We start from the raw sequence: 24,160 nt of genomic DNA, 5'->3' as shown, positions 1-24,160 counted from the left end.
CCGAGATCAAAGTGGCTGCGGCCTGGGTTTCTTTGCAAAAGAAGGAGCCGCTGCCCGCGCACCGGGAGGTGCGTGAAGAGGTGTCCAGAGATAGAGGTCGGCGAAACCACGTGGTGCTCTACCAACTGAGCTACACCGACCCGAAGCCGATGACGGGACTCGAACCCGCGGCCGCCCCATTAACAGTGGAAGTAAGTCTCACCTGCGCACCTGGACAAGGATCACGCTAGACGCACACCCCCCTCGCCCGCGAGCGATTAAAGCCCCTCCCGCGCCCCCTCCCGCAGCACCGCCCCCAGCCGCTCCCGCGCCTCCATGAGCGCGAAGCCGAGCAGGTTCAGGCCGCGCCACCGCGCCGGGTCCAGCGCGCGCTCGTCGTCGGGGGCCAGGCCCACGCCCCAGATCCGGTCCATCGGACTGGCCTCCACCAGGACGCGGTTCCCGGTCGAGAGCAGGTACGAGGTCAGCGCGGGATCGGAGCCGAACTTGTGCACGCTGCCCTCCACCACCAGCGCGAACCGCTCCCGCTCCCAGACCGCGTTGTCGAAGCCGCGCACCAGCCGCCCGGCCTTCTTCGCCTCGGCCGGAGTCCTCGCCTCCAGGGCCGCGCGCTCCGCCTCGGCATCCTCGAACAGGCGTGCCTTTCCGGCCATCATCCAGTGCTCGGCGGTGGCGTACCGGACGTCACCCACGGTGAACTCGGACGGCCACCACTGACTGAGGCAGCTCGGCCCGAGCGTTCCGTCCGGCCGCGGACGGTGTCCCCAGAACGGCAGGAACTTCACCCGCTCACCCCGGCTGACCTGCCCGATCAGTTCCTCGATCTTCTCCATGCATGCGAGTCTCGCAGGAGCACCGGACACTTCGTACGGGATTTCGGGCGCGCCTCGACACATGGTCGACCGATTCCGTCGCGTAATCAAAAGGCAACAACGGAATCACTTGGCCGAGGGGTATACCTCTGCCAGGATCGGCACTCAATTCGAGCTGTAGCTCGAACTGTAGCTACGGAGAGCGTGAGAGCGTGATGGGCAACCGCTTCCAGGTCAAGGTCCAGGTCAAGGACCGATTCGCCGCAGGCGCGCAGTACATCGACGGGCAGCTGCGGCCCGGCACCTCGGGCCGGTCACACACCGTGGTCGACCCCGCCACCGGCGAGGAGGTGCTCACCTACGAGCTGGCCTCCACCGCCGACGTGGACGCCGCCGTCGCCGCCGCCAAGCGGGCCTTCCCCGGCTGGTCGGGAGCCACCCCCGGCGAGCGCTCCGAGGCGCTGCACCGGCTGGCCGGGGTGCTGGCCGAGCGGGCGGAGGAGTTCGCGCACGCGGAGTCCCTGCAGTGCGGCAAGCCGGTCAAGCTGTCGACGGAGTTCGACGTCCCGGGGACCATCGACAACACCGCCTTCTTCGCGGGCGCCGCGCGCCACCTCCAGGGGCAGGCCGCGGGAGAGTACTCCGGGGACCACACCTCGTACGTACGCCGCGAGGCGATCGGGGTCGTGGGCTCCATCGCGCCGTGGAACTATCCGCTGCAGATGGCCGCCTGGAAGATCCTTCCGGCGATCGCCGCGGGCAACACCATCGTCCTCAAGCCCGCCGAGCTCACCCCGCTGACCTCCCTGATGTTCGCCCAGGCGGCCAAGGAGGCGGGCCTGCCCGACGGCGTGGTCAACATCGTCACCGGCGCCGGCCGGGACGCGGGCGAGCACCTGGTCGGCCACCCGGACGTGGTCATGACCTCCTTCACCGGGTCCACCGCCATCGGCAAGCGGGTCGCCGAGATCGCCACCGCCACCGTCAAGCGGCTCCACCTGGAGCTCGGCGGCAAGGCTCCGTTCCTCGTCTTCGACGACGCCGACCTGGAGGCCGCCGCCAACGGCGCCGTCGCCGCCTCCCTGATCAACACCGGCCAGGACTGCACGGCCGCCACCCGCGCCTACGTCCAGCGCCCCCTCCACGACGCCTTCGTCGCCCGGGTCGCCGAGCTGATGGAGACCGTCCGCGTCGGAGACCCCTTCGACCCGTCGACCGACCTCGGCCCGCTGGTCTCGCACGTGCACCGCGACCGGGTCGCCGGTTTCGTCGAGCGCGCCCGCGCGTACGCCACGGTCGTCACCGGCGGTGAGATCCCCGGTGGCGAGCTCGCGGACGGCGCGTACTACCGGCCCACGCTGATCTCCGGCGCGGCCCAGGACAGCGAGGTGGTCCAGTCCGAGATCTTCGGGCCGGTCCTCGTGGTGCTGCCCTTCGACACCGACGACGAAGGCATCGCGCTGGCCAACGACACCCCGTACGGTCTCGCGGCCTCGGCCTGGAGCCGTGATGTGTACCGGGCGAACCGTGCCACCCGGGAGATCCAGGCGGGCTGCGTCTGGGTCAACGACCACATCCCGATCATCAGCGAGATGCCCCACGGCGGCTACAAGGCCAGTGGGTTCGGAAAGGACATGAGCAGCTACTCCTTCGAGGAGTACACGCAGGTCAAGCACGTGATGTACGACAACACCGCGGTTGCCGCGAAGGACTGGCACCGCACGATCTTCGGGGACAGATAACCACGTAGAGCCGCCCGACCAGCGGTTCGCACCCATCCCGAAAGGGCACCTCCCATGGAGCAGTTCGAGCCCGACCGCCTCTCGGCGGCGCAATTCGCCGCCATGCGGCGCAGCCTCACCACCGGGCGCGGCGCCCTCACCCGCCGCTCCGTGCTGCGCGCCTCCGGAGTCGGAGCGCTCACCCTCGGCGGCCTGTCCGCGCTGGCCGGCTGCGGCATCCCGCCGGCCAAGCGCGCGGAGGGCAACGCCGCGGCCTCCGACGACCACTCGGCGCAGGAGAAGGAGATCAACTTCTCCAACTGGACCGAGTACATGGACACCAGCGAGGACGAGAAGTCCCGTCCCACGCTGGAGGAGTTCACCAAGCGGACCGGGATCAAGGTCAAGTACACCGAGGACATCAACGACAACGTCGAGTTCTTCGGCAAGGTCAAGCCCCAGCTCGCGGCCGGCCAGGACACCGGCCGCGACCTGATCGTCGTCACCGACTGGCTGGCCTCGCGCATCATCCGCCTCGGCTGGGCCCAGAAGCTGGACCCCTCGCACCTCCCGCACGCGTACGCCAACCTGATCCCGCAGTTCCGCAGCCCCGACTGGGACCCGGGCCGCGCGTACAGCTACCCCTGGACCGGCATCAACACGGTGATCGCCTACAACACCAAGGCGACCGGCGGGAAGAAGGTCGACTCCGTCACGCAGATGCTCGACGACCCCTCCCTCAAGGGCCGCGTCGGCTTCCTCACCGAGATGCGCGACAGCGTCGGCATGACCCTGCTCGACCAGGGCAAGGACCCGGCCAACTTCACCGACGCCGACTACGACGCGGCGATCGGCCGGCTCCAGAAGGGCGTGGACAAGAAGCAGATCCGCCGCTTCACCGGCAACGACTACACGGCGGACCTCGACAAGGGCGACCTCGCAGCCTGCCTGGCCTGGGCCGGCGACGTCATCCAGCTGCAGGCCGGCAACCCGGACATCCAGTACGCGATCCCGGCGCCCGGCTACATCACCTCCAGCGACAACCTGCTGGTCCCCGTGAAGGCCCGGCACAAGGCCAACGCGGAGCGGCTCATCGACTACTACTACGAGCCGGCGGTGGCCGCCCAGCTGGCCGCCTACATCAGCTACGTCTGTCCCGTCGAGGGCGTCAAGGACGAGCTGGCCAAGATCGACCCGGAGCTCGCGGACAACGTCCTGATCGTTCCGGACAAGGCGATGGCCGCCAAGTCGCACGCCTTCCGCTCCCTCACCAGCGAGGAAGAGACGGCGTACGAGGAGAAGTTCGCCAAGCTCATCGGAGCCTGACGGGTCCCGCCGCGTCCCCACCGGCGAAGACACCCGAACCGGCACCTGCCCCTTCCACGACACACCACCGAAGGCCCAGGCCCATGACTGACAAGACCGAAGGCGGCGACGTCCGCCTCGCCGGGATCAGCAAGCACTACGGATCCTTCACCGCCGTGCACCCGCTGGACCTCACCATTCCCCAGGGCTCCTTCTTCGCCCTGCTCGGCGCCTCGGGCTGCGGGAAGACCACCACCCTGCGCATGATCGCCGGTCTGGAGGAGCCCTCCACCGGCACCGTCAGCCTCGGCGACCGCGAGGTCACGCACCTTCCGCCGTACAAGCGCCCGGTCAACACCGTCTTCCAGAGCTACGCCCTCTTCCCGCACCTCGACGTCTCGGAGAACATCGCCTTCGGGCTGCGCCGCCGCGGCATCAAGTCGGTCAAGAAGCAGGTCGACGACATGCTGGAGCTGGTCCAGCTCGGCCAGTTCGCCCAGCGCAAGCCGCACCAGCTCTCCGGTGGCCAGCAGCAGCGCGTCGCCGTGGCCCGCGCGCTCATCAACCACCCGCAGGTGCTGCTCCTCGACGAGCCGCTCGGCGCCCTCGACCTCAAGCTGCGCCGCCAGATGCAGCTGGAGCTCAAGCGCATCCAGACCGAGGTCGGCATCACCTTCGTGCACGTCACGCACGACCAGGAGGAGGCCATGACCATGGCCGACACGGTCGCCGTGATGAACGGAGGCCGCGTCGAGCAGCTCGGCGCCCCCGCCGAGCTCTACGAGAACCCGAAGACGACCTTCGTGGCGAACTTCCTCGGCACCTCCAACCTCATCGAGGCCGAGGTCCTGGAGGCCGGCGCGTCCGACGTCGTCGTCTCCTCGGCCGGTACGAAGCTGCGCGTCCCGGCGTCGCGATGTTCGACCACACCCCGCGCCGGCGGCAAGCTGCTGGTCGGGGTGCGCCCGGAGAAGATCTCCCTGGTCCACGCGGACGCGGAGAACACCATCGAGACCGGCCGCAACAAGGTCGCCGGCAAGATCGCGGCCTCCTCCTTCATCGGGGTCTCCACCCAGTTCGTCATCGACAGCCCGGTCTGCCCGGAGCTGGAGGTGTACGTGCAGAACATCGAGCGCGACGCCCGCCTCGTCCCCGGCGCCGACGTGATACTGCACTGGAACCCGGAGCACACCTTCGGCCTGGACGCGGCCCAGGACATCGACGCCGGCATCGAGACGGTCGAGGAGAGCGCGTGACCGCCCCCGCGACCCTGCCCGAGGTCGCCGTCTCCGCCGAGCCCCCGGTGCACAAGCCGTCCCTGAAGAAGCGCCTGGTCCCGTACTGGCTGCTGCTCCCGGGCATCCTGTGGCTGCTCGTCTTCTTCGTGCTGCCGATGGTCTACCAGGCCTCCACCTCGGTGCAGACCGGCTCCCTCGAGGAGGGCTTCAAGGTCACCTGGCACTTCCAGACCTACTGGGACGCCTTCACCGAGTACTACCCGCAGTTCCTGCGCTCCCTGCTCTACGCCGGCACCGCGACCGCGCTGTGCCTGCTGCTGGGCTACCCGCTGGCCTACCTGATCGCCTTCAAGGCGGGCCGCTGGCGCAACCTGCTCTTGGTGCTGGTCATCGCCCCGTTCTTCACCAGCTTCCTGATCCGCACCCTGGCCTGGAAGACGATCCTGGCCGACGGCGGCCCGGTGGTCGGCGTCCTCAACACGATCGGCTTCCTGGACGTCACCAGCTGGCTCGGCATGACCGAGGGCGACCGCGTCCTCGCCACGCCGCTCGCGGTCGTCTGCGGTCTGACGTACAACTTCCTCCCCTTCATGATCCTTCCGCTCTACACCTCGCTGGAGCGCATCGACACCCGCCTCCACGAGGCGGCCGGGGACCTGTACGCCCGTCCCGCCACGGTCTTCCGCAAGGTGACCTTCCCGCTGTCCATGCCGGGCGTGGTCTCCGGAACCCTGCTGACCTTCATCCCGGCGAGCGGCGACTACGTCAACGCCGAACTGCTCGGCTCCACGGACACCCGCATGATCGGAAACGTCATCCAGTCGCAGTACCTGCGCATCCTCGACTATCCGACGGCGGCCGCGCTGTCCTTCATCCTCATGGCCATCGTGCTGGTCATGGTCACCATCTACATCCGCCGAGCGGGGACGGAGGACCTGGTCTGATGAAGAGCGCCACCACCTGGCTGCGCCGCAATCTCGTCGTGATCGCGGGGCTCGGCACGCTCGCGTACCTGATCCTGCCGAACGTCGTCGTCACGGTCTTCTCCTTCAACAACCCCACCGGGCGCTTCAACTACGCCTGGCAGGAGTTCTCCCTCGACGCGTGGAAGGACCCCTGCGGGGTCGCCGACATGTGCGGGTCCCTGTCCCTCTCGCTCCAGATCGCCCTGTGGGCCACCATCGGGGCGACCGTGCTGGGCACGGCGATCGCCTTCGCGATGGTCCGCTACCGGTTCCGGGGGCGCGGCGCGGTCAACTCGCTGATCTTCCTGCCGATGGCCATGCCCGAGATCGTGATGGCGGCGTCCCTGCTCGCCCTCTTCCTCAACATGGGCATCCAGCTCGGCTTCTGGACGATCCTGATCGCCCACGTGATGTTCTGCCTCAGCTTCGTCGTCGCCGCCGTCAAGGCCCGGGTGCTCTCCATGGACCCCCGCCTGGAGGAAGCGGCCCGCGATCTCTACGCCGGACCCGTGCAGACCTTCCTGCGCGTCACCCTGCCGATCGCGGCCCCCGGCATCGCGGCGGGCGCGCTGCTCTCCTTCGCGCTCTCGTTCGACGACTTCATCATCACCAACTTCAACTCGGGCAACACCGTCACCTTCCCCATGTTCGTGTGGGGATCGGCCCAGCGCGGTACGCCTGTACAGATCAACGTCATCGGCACGGCGATGTTCGTCATCGCGGTCCTGGTGGTGCTGGGCGGCCAGATGGTCGCCAACCGCCGCAAGAAAGCACAGCCCAAGTAGCACCTGTAGGGAGTTGGAAGACATGGCCCCAGACGCCATGCGCACCGCTGCACGATCTCTTTCCGAAGCGAAGCCGGTCTCGTACTGGCTGGACGACCCCGGCAAGCCCGCCGCGGAGCCCGCCCTCACCGGGGACGAGCACTGCGATCTGCTCGTCATCGGCGGCGGCTACAGCGGCCTGTGGACCGCGCTGATCGCCAAGGAGCGCGACCCCGCCCGGGACGTCGTCCTCATCGAGGGCCACGAGGCGGGCTGGGCCGCCTCGGGCCGCAACGGCGGCTTCTGCGCGGCCTCCCTCACCCACGGCCTGGCGAACGGGATGGCCCGCTGGCCCGACGAGCTCGCCACGCTGGAGGACCTCGGCGCCCGCAACCTCGACGCCATCGAGGAAGCGGTCGCCCGCTACGGCATCGACTGCGACTTCGAGCGCAGCGGCGAGATCGACGTGGCCACCGAGCCGCACCAGGTCGAGGAGCTCCGCGAGTTCCACGCCGAGGCCGAGCGGCTCGGCCTCGCCGGCCGCTCCGAATGGCTGGACGCGGACGCCCTCCGCGCCGAGGTCGACTCCCCGACCTTCCTCGGCGGGATCTGGGACCGCGACGGCGTCGCCATGCTCAACCCGGCGAAGCTCGCCTGGGGCCTGAAGCGGGCCTGCCTGGAGCTGGGCGTACGGATCTACGAGAACACGCGCGGGCTCGACCTGGCCGGCTCGGGGGAGGGGATGGCCGTGCGGACCCCGTACGGCCGGGTCTTCGCCCGCCGGGTGGCGCTGGGGACCAACATCTTCCCGTCGCTGGTCAAGCGGGTGCGCCCGCTGACCGTCCCCGTCTACGACTACGCGCTGATGACGGAGCGGCTGACCGAGGAGCAGCTCGCCTCGATCGGCTGGAAGAACCGGCAGGGGCTCGGCGACAGCGCCAATCAGTTCCACTACTTCCGGATCACCCCCGACCGGCGGATCCTGTGGGGCGGCTACGACGCGATCTACCCGTACGGGGGCAGGCTCGACGCCGAGCACGACCACCGGCCCGAGACCTACCTCAAGCTCGCCGAGCACTTCTTCACCTGCTTCCCGCAGCTGGAAGGGGTGAAATTCAGCCACGCCTGGGGCGGGGCGATCGACACCTGCACACGCTTCTCCGCCTTCTTCGGCACCGCGCACGCGGGCAAGGTGGCCTACGCGGCCGGCTACACCGGCCTGGGCGTCGGAGCCACCCGCTTCGGCGCCGACGTGATGCTGGACCTCCTGGCGGGGGAGAAGACCGAGCGCACCGAGCTGGAGATGGTCCGCTCCAAGCCGATGCCCTTCCCGCCGGAGCCCTTCGCCTGGACCGGCATCACCATGACGAAGTGGTCGCTGGCCCGGGCGGACCGGATGGGCGGACACCGCAACCTGTGGCTGAAGACGCTGGACCGGTTCGGTCTCGGCTTCGACAGCTGAGGCCGGGACCCGACGGCGCCGCCCCGGTGCGCTGATCGGGTAAGCGACCTCCGCACGCCCCGGGCGCACCTAGCCCGTGATGGTGTGACCCGCTTCACTACCACGGGGTAACGAAACCCGCGTCATACCTGCGCCCGGCCCCGCTCTCTCCTGTGAGAACGCTTCACCTCACCCACAGAGAGCGGAGGCCGGGCGATGACGATCCCGGGGGACAAGACGGCAGTGGACTGGCTGGTTTCGGTGGCGCCCGATCCGGACGCCTGCCGCTGGGAGTGGGAGCGCAACCCCCTCGGGGTCGCCCTGCTGCCCGCCGGCCGCCGGTGGGACGTGCTGATCCTGCCGGGGGAGCTGGGACGCACGACCCTCGAAGTACTGGACACGCTGCCCGCCCGGCCCGGCCCGGTGCTCGCCGATTTCGGCGACTCCAGGCTGGGCTTCTTCGTGCCCCCGGGCACGGCGTCGCGCTGGATCGGGACGGGCGTACGGGGAGCCGGTGACGGGACCTGGATCGTGGTCCCGTATCCGGGCCGGGCCACGGGCGGGGTCCGCTGGCTCGTCGTCCCGGACGGGCGGGGCACGCTCACCGATCCGGCGGTACTGGAGCTCGCGATGCACGAGGCGGCGGCGCGCGTCGTGGGGCGGACGGGTGGGAAGTCTTGACAAGAAGATTGGTCTGGACCATCTTGGGCGCCGCTGCGCCTTCCCCCACGGCTCGCCCGCGCGCGGCCCGGCTCCATCCCCCCATGTACTGGAGGCAGTTGTGCGCCCCACTCGTCCTGCCGGCCCCACCCGCCCCGCCAGACCCACCGTCATACGCTCCGCGCTGTCCCTCCTTACCGCCGCCGCCCTCGCGGCGGCCGGTCTCCTCGCCGCAGGTCAGCCGGCCGTCGCGGCCGACGCCGACCTCATCCGCAACGGCGGCTTCGAAGCCGGCCTCGACGGCTGGAGCTGCTCGGCCGGCAGCGGAGTCGCCGTCAGCACCCCGGTACACGGCGGCACTTCCGCCCTCAAGGGCACCCCGGCCGGGCAGGACAACGCCCGCTGCTCCCAGACCGTCACCGTCAAGCCCGACTCCGCGTACACGCTGAGCGCCTGGGTGCAGGGCGCGTACGTCTACCTCGGCGCGACCGGCACCGGGACCACGGACCCGCAGACCTGGACCCAGAGCCCCGGCGCCTGGAAGCAGCTGAGCACGAGCTTCCGTACCGGCGCGAGCACCACCTCGGTGACCGTGTACACGCAGGGCTGGTACGGCCAGCCGCCGCAGTTCACCGACGACGTGACCCTCGTCGGCCCGGACCCCGGCGGCTCCGGACCCGGCCCCCAGATTCCGGCCGCCCCCACCGGGCTCACCGCGTCCGCCTCCTCCTCCACCACGGTCGGCCTCTCCTGGGCGGCCGCGACCGGGGCCACCTCGTACAAGGTCTACCGGGACGGCGCGAACCCGACCACCGTCGGCGGCACCTCGGCGACGGTCACCGGCCTCACCGCCTCCACGACGTACTCCTTCCAGGTCAGCGCCGTGAACGCGGCCGGCGAATCCCCCAAGAGCGCGGCCGCCTCGGTGACCACGCCGAACGGCGGCGGCAGCCCGGGCAACCCCGGCCTGCCCGCGCACGCCTTGGTCGGCTACCTGCACGCCAGCTTCGCCAACGGCTCCGGCTACGTCCGGATGGCCGACGTACCCGCCTCCTGGGACGTCATCAACCTGGCCTTCGGCGAGCCCACCTCGGTGACCTCGGGCGACATCCGCTTCCAGCTCTGCCCGGTCAGCGAATGCCCGAACGTCGAATCGGCCGCGGACTTCAAGGCGGCCATCAAGGCCAAGCAAGCCGCGGGCAAGAAGGTCCTGATCTCGATCGGCGGCCAGAACGGCCAGGTCCAGCTGGGCACCACGGCGGCCCGCGACACCTTCGTCTCCTCCGTCAGCAAGATCATCGACGAGTACGGGCTCAACGGCCTCGATATCGACTTCGAGGGCCACTCCCTCTCCCTGGCCACCGGCGACACCGACTTCCGCGCCCCCACCACCCCGGTGATCGTCAACCTGATCTCCGCCGTGAAGACCCTGAAGGCCAAGTACGGCCCGGACTTCATCCTGACGATGGCGCCCGAGACCTTCTTCGTCCAGCTCGGCTACCAGTACTACGGATCCGGCCCCTGGGGCGGCCAGGACCCGCGCGCCGGCGCCTACCTTCCGGTCATCCACGGCCTGCGCGACGACCTCACCCTGCTCCACGTCCAGGACTACAACTCGGGCTCGATCATGGGCCTCGACAACCAGTACCACTCCATGGGCGGAGCCGACTTCCACATCGCCATGACGGACATGCTGCTCACGGGCTTCCCCGTGGCCGGCAACACCGCCCGCGTCTTCCCGCCGCTGCGCGCGGACCAGGTCGCCATCGGCCTGCCGGCCACGACCAACGCGGGCAACGGCCACACCTCCCCGGCGGAGGTCAACAAGGCGCTGGACTGCCTGACCAAGAAGACGAACTGCGGCTCGTACCAGACCCACGGCACCTGGCCCGCCCTGCGCGGCCTGATGACCTGGTCGATCAACTGGGACCGCTTCGGCAGCTGGGAGTTCTCGAAGAACTTCGACGCCTACTTCGGCGGCTGACCGTCGGCCGAGTGACCGTAGGACGTGGCAGGGCCGGGGCGCGCACGCCCCGGCCCTGCCGTGCGTCCCCGGCTCGCCGCGCTCCGCACCACGAGCAGCAGCGGTGTGCACATCAGGAGGCTGGCCAGGACGTCCAGGGGCCAGTGGTAGCCGCGCAGGATCAGCCCCGTCGCCGTCAGGGCGGTGAGGGCCGCCGCGAGGGGGAGGGGCCAGCGGCCCCGGGTGTACGGGCGCACGAGCAGGGCCGCGCCCGTGTACGCCACGTAGGCGGTGGCCGTGTGGCCCGAGGGGTAGTAGCCGGAGGCCCAGGGCTCCAGGGGGCCCGGCCGGCCGGTCCACTCCTTCAGCGGGACGATCAGGGCCGGCACCAGGGCCATGGCCAGGGCCGCGGCCGCCGCGCCCCGCCGGTTGCCGCGCCGGACGGCGTGGACGACCGAGAGGAGCAGGACGGGGACCGCGACCGGGACGTTGCCGAGATCGGAGAGGCGCTGGGTGACCGCGTCGGGGACCGTGCGCACCAGCAAGCGGCTGAGGGCGGCGTCCGGGACCAGCAGGGGCCCGGACACGAGGACCTGCCAGGTCGTCAGGGCGAAGAGCGCCGCGCAGAGCGCGGAGACGGCGGAACTCGCCGAGAGGAGAGTGGCCGGCCGCCCCGGAACAGGGGGGGTGGTTCCGGGGCGGCCGCCCGGATCGGGATGCCGGGCGCCCCGGGGGGTTTGGGGCGTGCGGCCGTCCGATCGGTGAAGAGTGTGCGCGAACGCATGCCCAGTGCGGCGCTGGGGAAGCCCGGTACTGGTGTCGCCTCCGGTTTCCCGGCAGCGGGGTGTCTCACTCATCTGCAGAAACCGTACGGCAGCGGAAGGGGGACCGACAGCGGGAAAACGCTCCCGCCATCGGCCCCCCACAGCTTCTTCACAGCGCCCGACCGTTACCCCCGGTAGTGACCGCGCGGTGATCGAGGATCGCGTCCCCGCGTTCTAGCGCCTGTGTCAGGCGTTCGACCGGGGGGTTGCGCGGGCGGTCGGTCGGACGATGGACCGGACGGTCGATCAGAGGGTCGCGAACGCGGCCTCGATGACGTCCAGGCCCTCGTTCAGCAGGTCCTCGCCGATGACCAGCGGCGGCAGGAAGCGGAGCACGTTGCCGTAGGTGCCGCAGGTGAGGACGAGCACGCCCTCGGCGTGGCAGGCCTTGGCGAGCGCGCCGGCCGCCTCCGGGTTCGGGGTCTTGGACGTGGGGTCCTTGACGAGCTCGATCGCGATCATGGCGCCGCGGCCGCGGATGTCGCCGACGATGTCGTACTTCTCCTGGATGGCCGTCAGGCGGGCCTTCATGATGGACTCGATCTTCTTCGCCGCGGCGTTGAGGTCGAGCTCCTTCATGGTCTCGATGGAGCCGAGCGCACCGGCGCAGGCCACCGGGTTGCCGCCGTAGGTGCCGCCCAGACCGCCGCCGTGCACGGAGTCCATCATCTCGGCGCGGCCGGTCACGGCCGCGAGCGGCAGGCCGCCCGCGATGCCCTTGGCGGTCGTGATGAGGTCGGGGACGATGCCCTCGTCCTCGCACGCGAACCACTGGCCGGTGCGGCAGAAGCCGGACTGGATCTCGTCGGCGACGAAGACGATGCCGTTGTCGTTGGCGAACTTCACGATCGCCGGGAGGAAGCCCTTGGCCGGCTCGATGAAGCCGCCCTCGCCGAGGACCGGCTCGATGATGATCGCGGCGACGTTCTCGGCGCCGATCTGCTTGACGATGTTGTCGATCGCCTGGGCGGCGGCCTCGGGGCCGCAGTTCTCGGCGCCGGTGGGCCAGCGGTAGCCGTAGGCGACCGGGACGCGGTAGACCTCGGGGGCGAACGGGCCGAAGCCCTGCTTGTACGGCATGTTCTTCGAGGTCAGGGCCATCGTGAGGTTCGTACGGCCGTGGTAGCCGTGGTCGAAGACGACGACGGCCTGGCGCTTGGTGTACGAACGGGCGATCTTGACGGCGTTCTCGACGGCCTCGGCGCCGGAGTTGAACAGGGCCGACTTCTTCGCGTGGTCACCCGGGGTGAGCTCGGCGAGGGCCTCGCAGACCTCGACGTAGCCCTCGTAGGGGGTCACCATGAAACAGGTGTGGGTGAAGTCGGCGAGCTGCGCGGCGGCGCGGCGCACGACGGCCTCGGCGGAGGCGCCGACCGAGGTCACGGCGATGCCGGAACCGAAGTCGATCATGCGGTTGCCGTCGACGTCCTCGATGATGCCGCCGCCCGCGCGGGCGGTGAAGACGGGAAGCACGGAGCCCACGCCGCCGGCCACCGTCGACAGACGGCGGGCCTGCAGCTCCTGCGACTTGGGGCCGGGGATCGCGGTGACGATGCGGCGCTCCTGCGGAACAGCGGTCATAGGGGGGCTCCTGGGGGGTGTTTTCGGACGCACTTGTGTCTTTGTCCGCAGGCTAGGCCCGGGAGGCGGGGTCCTGCATGCTCCGTTCGGGAGTGGTCCTCGCGTGTCCTTGTCCGTGACGGCCATAGGGAGGAATCCGCGCATGTCTTGTGGATCATGCCCGGGTACGGGTCGCGGGGCGGCGACGGCCACTAGATTGAGCGCGCAGGGCAGTGCAGGGCATGCGCTCACGGGCAGGGGGCAGAGGTTTCATGGACACCGACGGCACGCACGGTGGGGAGCGGCGGACGCCCTCCGGCACCGGACACGTCCCGCGCCCGGCCGGCCCCCCGGGCATCCAGGGCCTCCCGCCGAAGCCCGGTCACGCCCCCGGCGCCGTCCCGGCACCCGCCGCGGCCCGGGCCGCGGGTCCCACCCTCGCCGCGTGGCTGCGCGTCCCGCGCCCGTCCGCGGGCCCCGGCGTCTGGTCGTACGGGCACGTTCCGCGCGCGGAGCAGGAGCCCACGGCGCCCGAACGCTCTCTGATCCGTGGCGCCATCATCTCGCTGATCGCCTGCGTGATCGTCTGGTTGGTGCTGCGCGCCAACCTGATCCCGTACTGGCAGGTGCCCCCGCGTCTGTTCACTCCGAGTGACTGGTGGCCCTCTTTGGGGAGGGACCCCGGCCTGGGTACCCCTGGTGACAACGCCCTGCAGGTGTACCGGCTCCTGGTGATCTGCGGCCTCCTGTACGGCTTCGGCCGACTCGGCAACTGGCGCGCCGCCTGGAACCTGGCCGCTGCACGCGGTCGGCTGACTCAGGGGGCGCTCGCGGCGGTCACAGGGCTGGCCGTTCTTCTCATCGTGCCGCGCGAAGTGGTGCCACTGAAGCAACTCGTGTACTCCCTGTTTCCCTTCAAGGGCGCGGGAGCGGCCCACGCTGCGGCCCTCGTCAGCCAGGCGGACACGGTCCTCACCGTTCTCCAGGTCCTCGTCGGCGTGCTCTTTCTGTGGCTCGGAGTGCGCCGCCACGCAAGAGCGGACGGCGCGAGCTCCCCTGGGGAACCGTCGCCCGCCGCCCAGCAGATCGCGCCCGGCGGCCCCGACGACCCCGGGGTGTGGACCGAGGTGCGGGACGCCGGGATGGCGGAGGTGGCCGATCGGCTCGGGGCCGAGGTGGTGGCCGGGCGGATGAACGACGTGGACTTCGTGCGGATCCGCCGCGCCTGGGAGACCGTACGGGCCGATCCCTCGAGGGCGCGGGCCTTCGCCGAGTCCGTGCGGGACAAGGGCGCCGGCGCCTGCGTGCACCCGTCGGGGGCGCGCGAGCTGCCCCTCCGGGCGGCACGGCACGATCTGCTCGCCCGGCAGGTGCTGCTCGGCACCGTCCAGGACGGCGAGCGCAACCCCTACGCCCGCCGCGGCAGCGGCTTCGCCCTCGACCCCGGAGTCCTCGGCACCTCGCTGCTCGCCATCGGCCCCTCGGGCGCGGGCAAGACCTCCCGCCTGGTCCGCCCCGTCGTGGAGTCACTGGCCCTGCAGGCCCTCGCCGGCCAAGCCGCCGTCGTCGTGGTCGCCTCCACCGGCGCCGCCCTCGGACCCGACGAGGGCTACGACGTCGTCGTCCGCGTCGGCGATCCCGACTCCGTCTACGACCTGGACCTCTACGGGGGCACGACCGACGCCGACGAGGCCGCCACGCTCCTCGCGGAGGGCTTCGTGGGAGACCTGCCGGGGGTCGACGTGCGCCGCGCCGCCACCGCCCTCGCCCAGCTCCTCGGACCGTTCCGGGCCGCGTACGGCCGTTTCCCCGCGGTGCCGGAGCTGCGGGAGCTCCTCGACCACGTGCCCGTCGCCCTCGCCGGGCTGCGCGAGGCCCTGGAGGCCGCCGGACAGCACCGGATGCTCCGCGAACTCGACGCGCGCGAACGCCAGCACGGGGCCCCCGCCGACCCCGGCCCGGCCCTCGCCGACCGGGTCGCGCTGCTGGACCGGCCCGCCTTCGCCGGGTTCTTCGACACCACCGGCGCCGGGCGGCCCTTCTCCCTGCGGGCCCTGGAGCACCCCCTGCGGGTCCGCGTGGACCTTCCCGAGCGCGGGCACGCCGACGCCTCCCGGATGCTGGCCCGACTGCTGCTCGCCCAGTTCAACGCCTCCGCCGCGGCCCGCACCGACCGCACGCTCTTCGCGCTCCTCGCCTTCGACGACGCCTCCCACACGCTCACCCCGGAGGCGGTGCGCGGCATCCAGCGGCTCCGCTCGGCCAACGCGGGAGTCCTGCTCACGCTGCGCACCCTGGACGACGTACCGGAAGCCCTGCGCACCCCGCTGCTCGGGGCCGTGGGCTGCCGGATGGCCTTCTCCGGGGTCACCACCTGGGACGGCAAGCGGTTCGCCGAGACCTGGGGCACCGAATGGGTGGAGACCCGCGACGTCACCCACCGGACGGTCTTCGCCGACCAGCCGCTCACCCGGGCCATCCACGCCTTCCGCAAGCTGGTCTCCGGCAAGGCCGTCACCACCGACGCCGTGACGGTGCGCCAGGTGGAACGGGAACGCTGGTCGGCCTCCGACCTGGCGCACGTGGTGCCCCCCGGCCACGCCGTGCTCTCCCTGACCTCCGTCCGCGGCGAGCGGGCCGCCCCGCTGCTGGTGCGGCTCGGGGGACAGGACTGAGGCGGGACGACCGCAGGAACGGAGCGAACCCGTACGGGGTGGCAGAATCAAAGGGTGCCGTTCGTACGACACGGCGAAAAACGCGGTGGTGGTCCACGGCGAGAATCCTCCGTCGGCACCTCGCCGCCGCACCCCTCCTCTCCCTAAGGCGCCCCGGTACCCATGCCGCTCACCCTCGCCTCGCTCGTCCAGCACTCGGCGCTCAAGCTCAGCGTCCGTGCCGGGGAGGGCCGCCTCGACACCCCCGTGCGCTGGGCCCACGTCAGTGAGCTCGCCGACCCCGTTCCCTACATGGAGGGCGGGGAGCTCCTCCTCATCACCGCGATGAAGCTGGACGCGGAGGACCCCGAGGAGATGCGGCGCTACGTGCGCAGGCTCGCGGCCGCCGGGGTCGTCGGCATCGGCTTCGCCATCGGGGTGAACTACGACGCCGTGCCCGAGGCGCTCGTGGAAGCCGCCACCGCCGAGGACCTGCCGCTGCTGGAGGTGCCCCGGCGCACCCCGTTCCTCGCCATCAGCAAGGCCGTCTCCGCCGCCCTCGCCGCCGACCAGTACCGGGCCGTGACCGCCGGCTTCGAGGCGCAGCGCGAGCTGACCCGGGCCGCGCTGTCCGCCGACGGGCCCGCCGAACTGCTGACGAAGCTGGCCGCGCACGTGCACGGCTGGGCCGCCCTGTACGACACCTCGGGCGCCGTCGTCGCGGCCGCGCCCGACTGGGCCGCGCGCCGTGCCGCCCGCCTCACCCCCGACGTGGAACGGCTGCGGGAGCGGCCGGCGCCGGCCAGCGCCGTGGTCGGCGGCTCCGAGGACCGGGTGGAACTCCAGTCGCTCGGTACCGGGCGCCGGGCGCGCGGAGCCCTCGCCGTCGGCACCGGGGCCCCGCTCGGCACGGCGGAGCGGTACGCCGTCCACTCCGCGGTGGCCCTGCTGACCCTCACCACCGAACGCTCCCGCTCCCTGCACGACGCCGAGTCCCGGCTCGGTGCCGCCGTGCTGCGCATGCTGCTCGCCGGTCAGGCGGACCACGCCCAGGCCGTGGCCGGGGACCTGTACGGGGCCCTGCTCGACGCGCCGTTCCGGATCCTCGTGGCGGAACCGGCCCTGACGGGCACCGCCCAGCCGGAGGGCCTGGCGATGCTCGCCGACGCCGTGGAATCGGCGGCCGCGCGCACGGGGGAGACCCTGCTGGTGGTTCCCGAGCCGGGCCGCCTCGTGGTCCTGGCGGCCGACGGGGGCTCGGCGGTGCAGGCGTGCGTGGAACACGCGGAGGTGCTGGAATCCCGCCGCGGCCGGGAGACGGGCGAACCGGAGCCGGACGAGCTGGTCCTCGGCCTGTCGGCCCCCGCGGCGGCCTCCGGAGTGGCGGCCGCCTTCAAGCAGGCCGACCAGGCCCTGGCCGTGGCCCGGCGGCGCGGGCGCCCGATGGTCGAGCACGAGGACCTCGCGGCGGGCTCCGTCCTCCCGCTCCTGGCCGACGACGCGGTACGGGCCTTCGCGGACGGCACCCTGCGGGCGCTGCGCGAGCACGACGAGAAGGGCCGCGGCGATCTGGTGGCCTCCCTCCAGGCCTGGCTCTCCCGCCACGGCCAGTGGGACGCGGCGGCGGCCGACCTCGGCGTCCACCGCCACACCCTGCGCTACCGCATGCGGCGGGTGGAGGAGATCCTCGGCCGCTCCCTGGACGACCCGGACGTCCGCATGGAGTTGTGGCTCGCCCTGAAGGCCACCACTCCTTCTTGACGCGCCGCACTCCTTCCTGACGCGCCGCTCGCACCGCTGCGCGGGCTTCGCCTCGCTGCGCCGGACCCCGTCCGGCGGTGGCCGGTCGGGGCTGCCGCCACTGCCGTCCGGCTCGGGGGCTGGTGGGCGGGTGCGGCTGTGTTGGCCCTGCGGGGCGAGGCCCCCTACCCGCCCTTCGCCCGTTCCCCGGGCTGCGCCCGGACCCGTACGTGCGCTGCGCGCCCGTGCCCTCAAACGCCGGGCGGGCTGAGATTGCCGCTGCGCGGCACATCCAGCCTGGAGGGCAATTTCAGCCCGTCCGGCGTTTGAGGACCGGGATCCGGGCGGAGCCCAAGGAACGGGCGAAGGGCGGGTAGGGGAATCCCGCCCCGCGCAGCCGGGCCGGGCCATGGCGCAGCCGGGCCGCCGCCCCGCGCAGCGGGGGCTGGTCGGGGCCCCGTAGAAGCCCCCGCCAGGGCCCCGCACGGGCCGGGCCGCCCCCGACACTGACAAAGCGGCGCGCCGCGCCACGCGCGTACTCCACCCCGGACAAACGCCGAAACCCCGGCGGAGTCCTACGGTGGAGGGGACAAGGACCCACCGCACACACTCCGAAGGGCCGGGATCAGCATGACTTCCACCCACGCCTTCTGGCTCGCCGGCCGCCAGGCCACGGGCGACGACAGCTTCGACGTCCACTCCCCGTGGGACGGCCGCCTCGTCGGTACCGTCAGCGTTCCGACCGATGCCCAGGTCGAAGAGGCCGTCGCCGCCGCGTACGCCGTGACCGCGGAGTTCTCCGCCACCCCGGCCCACGTACGCGCCGAGGCCCTGGCCCACGTCGCCCGTCGGCTCGCCGAGCGCACCGAGGAGATCGCGCTGCTGATCTCCGCGGAGAACGGCAAGCCGATCAAGTGGGCCCGCGGTGAGGTCGGCCGTGCGGTGTCCGTGTTCCGCTTCGCCTCCGAAGAGGCCCGCCGCTTCAACGGCGGAGAGGCCCAGCGTCTGGACACCGACGCCGGCGGCGTCGGCCGCCTCGCGCTGACCCGCCGCTTCGTCAAGGGTCCGGTCCTGGGCATCGCGCCCTTCAACTTCCCGCTGAACCTGTGCGCCCACAAGGTGGCCCCCGCCATCGCCGTCGGCGCGCCGATCATCCTGAAGCCGGCCCCGGCCACCCCGCTCTCCGGTCTGATCCTCGGCGAGCTGCTCGCCGAGACCGACCTGCCGGCCGGTTCCTGGTCCGTGCTCCCCGTCGCCAACGACAAGATGCCGGAGCTGGTCAAGGACGAGCGCCTGCCCGTCATCTCCTTCACCGGTTCGGACAAGGTCGGCTACGCCATCCAGCAGGCCGTGCCCCACAAGCACTGCACCCTGGAGCTCGGCGGCAACGCCGCGGCCGTGGTCCTGGAGGACTGGTCCTCGGAGGCCGACCTCGACTGGGCCGCGACGCGCATCGCCACCTTCTCGAACTACCAGGCCGGCCAGTCCTGCATCGGTGTGCAGCGCGTCATCGCCGACGCGACGGTCTACGACCGCCTCGTCGAGAAGGTCGTCGCGAAGGTCCGCGAGCAGGTCACCGGCGACCCGAACGACTCCGCCACCGACGTCGGCCCCCTCGTCTCCGAGGACGCCGCCAAGCGGGTCGAGTCCTGGGTCGACGAGGCCGTCGCCGCCGGAGCCAAGCTGCTCACGGGCGGCAAGCGCGAGGGTGCCTCGTACGAGCCCACCGTCGTCGCGGAGGTGCCCGAGGGCGTCACCCTCGCCACCGAGGAGGTCTTCGGACCGGTCCTCACCCTGCGCCGGGTCGAGAACACCGACGAGGCCTTCGCCGCCGTCAACGACTCGAAGTTCGGTCTGCAGGCCGGCGTCTTCACGCGGAACATCCAGACCGCGTTCCGTGCCCACCGCGAGCTGGAGGTCGGCGGCGTGATCGTCGGCGACGTCCCGTCCTACCGCGCCGACCAGATGCCGTACGGCGGCGTCAAGCAGTCCGGTGTGGGCCGCGAGGGCGTGCGCTACGCGATGGACGACTACACCTACGAGCGGGTCCTGGTCCTCAGCGGCCTCGACATCTGACCGAACTCGTACGGCCACCAAGCCGACGGCCGGAGCCTACTGTGCGGGGGCTCCGGCCGTCCCTTTTTGCCGTGTGGCAAGGTCGTGGGCGTCCGGGTGCGCGTCCCCACGCCGCCGGGCGAGACGTTCCCCGGCCGACGAATCGAGTCCCGCGTGTCTTACCTGGTGCGCCACCGCCCCGTCGCGGATCCCGCCCTGCGCCTGGTGTGCTTCCCGCACGCGGGAGGCGGCGCGGGCTTCTTCCGCGACTGGACCCGGCACCTGGACCCTTCGGTCGAACTCGTGGCGGTGCGCTACCCGGGACGCGAAACCCGCATGGGCGAGCCGCTGATCCCGACGATGGACGGGCTGGTACCGCAGGTCGTCGCCGAGCTCCTGGCCGAAACTCCCGTGCCCACGGTGCTCCTCGGCCACAGCATGGGCGCGGCCGTGGCCTACGAGAGCCTCCTGCGGCTCGAAGCCGCCGGGGCGGACCACGTCACGCGCCTGTGCGTCTCGGGCCGCGGACTCCCCTCGCCCGCCGTCGTGCTCCCTCCGCGCACCGACGAGGACCTGATCGCGGCCGTCACCGCGCTGGGCGGCCCCCACGTGGAGGTCTGGAGCCACCCGGAACTGCGCGAGCTGTTCCTGCCGGTCGTCCGCAACGACTTCCGCCTGATCGACGCCTACCGCCGCCGCGAGGACGCCCCGCCGCTGCGCGCGGACGTCATGGCCCTCACGGGCGATCGCGATCCCCGCGTCACCCCGCTCGGGGCCCAAGCGTGGTCGACGGTCACCACGGGCGCCTTCACGTCCCACGTCTTCGAGGGCGGCCACTTCTACCTCGTCCCCCACGCGGAGCGGGTCGCCCGGCTCGCCGTGGGCCGGCCGGGCGCCTGAGCGGGCTCCGGCGTCCCTCTTTTACCGCCGCTTCCGCGCCGCCGGAAACGGGTACGACTCACTGGTAGCACCCACCGGTAAGCACCCCCACTCTCGGCGGCGAGGTGAGCCCCCTCATGTCCGCACCACAGCCCGCACAGCCAGCACAGCCCGTTCCGCCCCCGGAACCCGAAGAGTCCGCACCGTCCGCACCCCCCAAGGTGACCGAGCGCGAGGCCCGGCAGGTCGCGGAAGCGGCCCGGGAACAGGACTGGCAGCGGCCGAGCTTCGCCAAGGAGCTGTTCCTCGGCCGGTTCCGGCTGGACCTGATCCACCCCCATCCGCTCCCCGCCGAGGAGGACGTCCGGCGCGGGGAGGCCTTCCTGGCCCGGATGCGGGAGTTCTGCGAGACCTCCGTCGACGGGGCGCGCATCGAGCGCGAGGCGAAGATCCCCGACGAGACCGTGCGCGGGCTCAAGGAGCTCGGCGCGCTCGGCATGAAGATCGACCCGAAGTACGGGGGCCTCGGCCTCACCCAGGTGTACTACAACAAGGCGCTCGCCCTCGTCGGCTCCGTCAGCCCGGCCATCGGCGCCCTGCTCTCCGCCCACCAGTCGATCGGCGTACCCCAGCCGCTGAAGATGTTCGGCACGCAGGAGCAGAAGGACGCCTACCTGCCGCGCTGCGCGACCACCGCCATCAGCGCCTTCCTCCTCACCGAGCCCGACGTCGGCTCCGACCCGGCGCGGCTGGCCACCACGGCGGTCCCGGACGGGGAGGACGCGTACGTCCTGGACGGCGTGAAGCTCTGGACCACCAACGGGGTCGTCGCCGACCTGCTCGTCGTCATGGCCCGGGTGCCGAAGAGCGAGCACCACCGGGGCGGGATCACCGCCTTCGTCGTCGAGGCCGACTCCCCGGGCATCACCGTCGAGCACCGCAACGCCTTCATGGGCCTGCGCGGCTTGGAGAACGGCGTCACCCGCTTCCACCGGGTCAGGGTCCCCGCGGCCCAGCGCATCGGCGCCGAGGGCGCCGGCCTGAAGATCGCGCTGACCACGCTGAACACCGGCCGGCTCTCGCTGCCCGCCATGTGCGTGGGCGCGGGGAAGTGGTGTCTGAAGATCGCCCGTGAATGGTCCGGCGTGCGCGAGCAGTGGGGACGGCCCGTCGGCCTGCACGAGGCCGTCGGCTCCAAGATCTCCTTCATCGCGGCCACCACCTTCGCGCTGGAGGCCGTGGTCGACCTGGCCTCCCAGATGGCCGACGAGGACCGCAACGACATCCGCATCGAGGCCGCCCTCGCCAAGCTCTACGGCTCCGAGATGGCCTGCCTGATGGCCGACGAGCTGGTCCAGATCCGCGGCGGGCGCGGCTTCGAGACCGCCGAGTCCCTCGCCGCCCGCGGCGAGCGGGCCGTTCCGGCCGAGCAGATGCTCCGCGACCTGCGCATCAACCGGATCTTCGAGGGATCCACCGAGATCATGCACCTGCTGATCGCCCGCGAGGCCGTGGACGCCCACCTGTCGGTGGCCGGCGACCTCATCGACCCGGACAAGGCACTGGGCGACAAGGCCAAGGCGGGGGCCCGCGCCGCCGGGTTCTACGCCCGCTGGCTGCCCCAGCTCGCCACCGGCGCCGGCCAGGTCCCCGGCACCTACCGGGCCTTCCACCCGAGCGGCCACCCCGACCTCGCCACCCATCTGCGCTACGTGGAACGCGGGTCGCGCAAACTCGCCCGGTCGACCTTCTACGCCATGTCCCGCTGGCAGGGCCGGATGGAGACCAAGCAGGGGTTCCTCGGCCGGATCGTCGACATCGGCGCCGAGCTCTTCGCAATGAGCGCGGCCTGTGTGCGCGCCGAGCACCTGAGGGCCTCCGACGAGCACGGCCGGGAGGCCTACCAGCTCGCCGACGCCTTCTGCCGGCAGTCCCGGCTCCGCGTGGAGGAGCTCTTCGGGCGGCTCTGGGACAACACCGACGACCTGGACCGCAAGGTCGTGGCCGGGGTTCTGTCCGGGACCTACACCTGGCTGGAGGAGGGCGTCCTGGATCCCTCCGGCGACGGCCCGTGGATCGCCGACGCCACCCCGGGCCCCTCCACTCGTGAAAATGTCCACCGGCCGCTGCGCTGACCTGAAATCATCGCCGGACGTCGGACGGACGTACGAGGATGAGTACGAGTACGGGTACGCGTACGAGCACAGCGCGAGGCGGACGAGAACGATGCCGACGGCCGAGGAAGACCGCACCAGCCGACGGCTGGCCTGGTGCGTGGCGCACGTGCTGCGCCACGCACCGGACCACGTCGTCACCGACATGATCGGGCGGCTCGACGAGCCCGCCTTCAAATACCTGTGCCGCGACGAATGGCTGGCGGCCTCGACCGTCACCCTGCTGCTCCGCCACGGAACCGCGGCCGACCGGAGCTACGTCGCCCGCAACCCCCGCGTCGTGGGCCGGCCGCTGCCCGGCCTGCCCGGGCCCGCCCGGTACGCCCGCCGCCGGACCCCGCCGGAGCTCCTGCCGGTGCTCCGCGCCGAGCTCGGCCGGGACCCGGAAGAGGAGCCGCTCACCGAGGCCGAGCTCATCGCACTGCTGCGCCGCCACGGCCGGCGCGGGCCACGGGTCCCGCTGGACGTCCTGGCCCTGCCCCACGACACGGACCCGGAGCCGCTGCTCGCCGAACACCTCCGCCGGCCGCTGCCGGCCGGCTCCGTCGAAGCCCTGCTGCTGACCCTGGACCTGCCCCGGGAGGCCGTCCACGCGCTGCTCGCCACCGCGGCTCCGGACGAGCGCTCCTGGTACCGGCCCGCCGTCCGCGCCGTACGGATGGGCCGGGTCACGCACGAGGAGGTCGTCGCCCACGTGGCCCCCGCGCACCGCACCCTGCTCCTCACCGACGTGTCCCGGGCCCGCGGCCTGCGCTGGACCCTGCCCGAGCGGACGGGGATGCGCACGGCCGTCGCCCGGGCCCTGCGCCCGCTGCGCGACGACCCCCGGCTCTGGGCGGAACTGCTGCGCCACGCCCCCGCCTTCCCGGGGACCCTGCCGGTCCTGGTGGCCCGGATCGTGCGCGGCACCCTGCCGGAGCCCGCCGAGGGAGAGCCGGTCCACGGGCTCGCGGAGGCGGTGCGCTCCATGGCGCCCGGGGGCGCCGAGCCCGCCGGTCCCGTCGATCCCGTCGGCGGGGTGGACCGCGAACTGGCCCTGGCGAGCCTCGCGGTGCCCATGCAGTCCGTCGAGGAGGACGTCCGGTGGGTGCGCGACTGCCTCGCCCGCGGGCTGCTCACCGGCGAGGACGTGATCCGGCACAAGGCGCCCGCCTGCTGGGCCCTGGACGAGGACCACTGGCTGGGTGAGGTGGACCACCCCGACCGCCACGAACCGTCTGCCCCGGTGATCGCCGCCCGGTCCGAGGCCGACCGGCTGTTCGCGCTGGCCCTGGGCTCCGATCCGGACGCCTGGTGGCGGGTGGCCACCACCCTCCCCGACTTCGCCGGGACGCTCCCGCACCTCCTCCTTCGGGTCACGGAAGGGGGCGCGGTGTCCGGGCGCCCCTGAGTTGCGGCAACAATG

17 protein-coding genes and 1 tRNA gene are annotated in these 24,160 nt (G+C 71.9%); 14 read left to right on the top strand and 4 right to left on the bottom strand.

The genetic code is table 11. The annotated features are described in order from the left end of the window. Positions 1-144 precede the first annotated feature (144 nt). A tRNA-Ser gene (locus ACFYYB_RS12535) sits at positions 145-206 on the bottom strand. A 51-nt stretch (positions 207-257) separates the two neighbouring features. Further along, positions 258-833, bottom strand: a complete 576-nt coding sequence (locus ACFYYB_RS12530) for an NADAR family protein (RefSeq protein WP_389435083.1) — start codon at positions 831-833, stop codon at positions 258-260. A 194-nt stretch (positions 834-1,027) separates the two neighbouring features. On the opposite strand from ACFYYB_RS12530, the gene ACFYYB_RS12525 reads away from it, so the two are divergent. The 8 genes from ACFYYB_RS12525 to ACFYYB_RS12490 all read left to right on the top strand — a co-directional run bounded on the left by ACFYYB_RS12525 (position 1,028) and on the right by ACFYYB_RS12490 (position 10,890). Then, positions 1,028-2,554, top strand: coding sequence for a gamma-aminobutyraldehyde dehydrogenase (locus ACFYYB_RS12525; RefSeq protein WP_389436175.1), 1,527 nt, complete (start codon positions 1,028-1,030; stop codon positions 2,552-2,554). 54 nt (positions 2,555-2,608) lie between these two features. Next, complete coding sequence (locus ACFYYB_RS12520) at positions 2,609-3,859, top strand: spermidine/putrescine ABC transporter substrate-binding protein (protein WP_389435081.1); 1,251 nt, start codon at positions 2,609-2,611, stop codon at positions 3,857-3,859. An 83-nt stretch (positions 3,860-3,942) separates the two neighbouring features. Further along, positions 3,943-5,094 carry an ABC transporter ATP-binding protein gene (locus tag ACFYYB_RS12515; protein WP_389435079.1) on the top strand — a complete coding sequence of 384 codons (1,152 nt, stop codon included), beginning with the start codon at positions 3,943-3,945 and terminating at the stop codon, positions 5,092-5,094. Then, a complete protein-coding gene (locus tag ACFYYB_RS12510) occupies positions 5,091-6,020 on the top strand; it encodes an ABC transporter permease (RefSeq protein WP_389435077.1) in 930 nt (309 codons plus the stop codon). Before ACFYYB_RS12515 ends, ACFYYB_RS12510 begins: the two co-directional genes overlap by 4 nt. Continuing rightward, complete coding sequence (locus ACFYYB_RS12505; protein ID WP_266881382.1) at positions 6,020-6,826, top strand: ABC transporter permease; 807 nt, start codon at positions 6,020-6,022, stop codon at positions 6,824-6,826. The genes ACFYYB_RS12510 and ACFYYB_RS12505 overlap by 1 nt, the downstream gene beginning before the upstream one ends. Before the next feature lie 22 nt (positions 6,827-6,848). Next, a complete protein-coding gene (locus ACFYYB_RS12500) occupies positions 6,849-8,267 on the top strand; it encodes an NAD(P)/FAD-dependent oxidoreductase (protein WP_389435075.1) in 1,419 nt (472 codons plus the stop codon). Positions 8,268-8,462: 195 nt separating this feature from the next. Then, the gene (locus ACFYYB_RS12495; protein ID WP_389435073.1) at positions 8,463-8,927 is read left to right on the top strand and encodes a hypothetical protein; all 465 of its coding nucleotides are present in this window, start codon (positions 8,463-8,465) and stop codon (positions 8,925-8,927) included. A gap of 151 nt (positions 8,928-9,078) precedes the next feature. Beyond that, positions 9,079-10,890, top strand: coding sequence for a chitinase (locus ACFYYB_RS12490; protein WP_389436174.1), 1,812 nt, complete (start codon positions 9,079-9,081; stop codon positions 10,888-10,890). Here the strand turns inward: ACFYYB_RS12490 and ACFYYB_RS12485 are convergent. Together ACFYYB_RS12485 and gabT are read right to left on the bottom strand one after the other, a co-directional pair. Next, entirely contained in the window at positions 10,875-11,456 is a 582-nt protein-coding gene (locus tag ACFYYB_RS12485) for a phosphatase PAP2 family protein (RefSeq protein WP_389435071.1), read from the bottom strand. The two genes, ACFYYB_RS12490 and ACFYYB_RS12485, sit on opposite strands and share 16 nt — an antisense overlap. A gap of 483 nt (positions 11,457-11,939) precedes the next feature. After that, a complete protein-coding gene (gene gabT / locus ACFYYB_RS12480; protein WP_389435069.1) occupies positions 11,940-13,274 on the bottom strand; it encodes a 4-aminobutyrate--2-oxoglutarate transaminase in 1,335 nt (444 codons plus the stop codon). A gap of 251 nt (positions 13,275-13,525) precedes the next feature. Here gabT and ACFYYB_RS12475 point away from each other — a divergent pair, with 251 nt between their 5' ends. The 6 genes from ACFYYB_RS12475 (at position 13,526) to ACFYYB_RS12450 (ending at position 24,145) form a co-directional block, all read left to right on the top strand. Further along, on the top strand, positions 13,526-15,928 hold the full coding sequence (locus tag ACFYYB_RS12475; protein ID WP_389435067.1) for an ATP/GTP-binding protein: 2,403 nt from the start codon (positions 13,526-13,528) through the stop codon (positions 15,926-15,928). 162 nt (positions 15,929-16,090) lie between these two features. Then, positions 16,091-17,668, top strand: a complete 1,578-nt coding sequence (locus ACFYYB_RS12470; RefSeq protein ID WP_389435065.1) for a PucR family transcriptional regulator — start codon at positions 16,091-16,093, stop codon at positions 17,666-17,668. A gap of 609 nt (positions 17,669-18,277) precedes the next feature. Further along, a complete protein-coding gene (locus ACFYYB_RS12465) occupies positions 18,278-19,723 on the top strand; it encodes an aldehyde dehydrogenase family protein (protein ID WP_389435063.1) in 1,446 nt (481 codons plus the stop codon). A gap of 153 nt (positions 19,724-19,876) precedes the next feature. After that, positions 19,877-20,602, top strand: coding sequence for a thioesterase II family protein (locus tag ACFYYB_RS12460; RefSeq protein ID WP_389435061.1), 726 nt, complete (start codon positions 19,877-19,879; stop codon positions 20,600-20,602). Positions 20,603-20,718: 116 nt separating this feature from the next. Then, positions 20,719-22,716 carry an acyl-CoA dehydrogenase family protein gene (locus tag ACFYYB_RS12455; protein ID WP_389435059.1) on the top strand — a complete coding sequence of 666 codons (1,998 nt, stop codon included), beginning with the start codon at positions 20,719-20,721 and terminating at the stop codon, positions 22,714-22,716. Then, positions 22,694-24,145 (top strand): hypothetical protein, encoded by a 1,452-nt coding sequence (locus tag ACFYYB_RS12450; protein WP_389435057.1) that lies wholly within the window; start codon positions 22,694-22,696, stop codon positions 24,143-24,145. Before ACFYYB_RS12455 ends, ACFYYB_RS12450 begins: the two co-directional genes overlap by 23 nt. Positions 24,146-24,160 lie beyond the last annotated feature (15 nt).

The organism is Streptomyces sp. NPDC002886 (assembly GCF_042888445.1).
Classification (GTDB): Bacteria; Actinomycetota; Actinomycetes; order Streptomycetales; family Streptomycetaceae; genus Streptomyces.
This window is presented reverse-complemented; position numbering and strand designations above follow the sequence as displayed.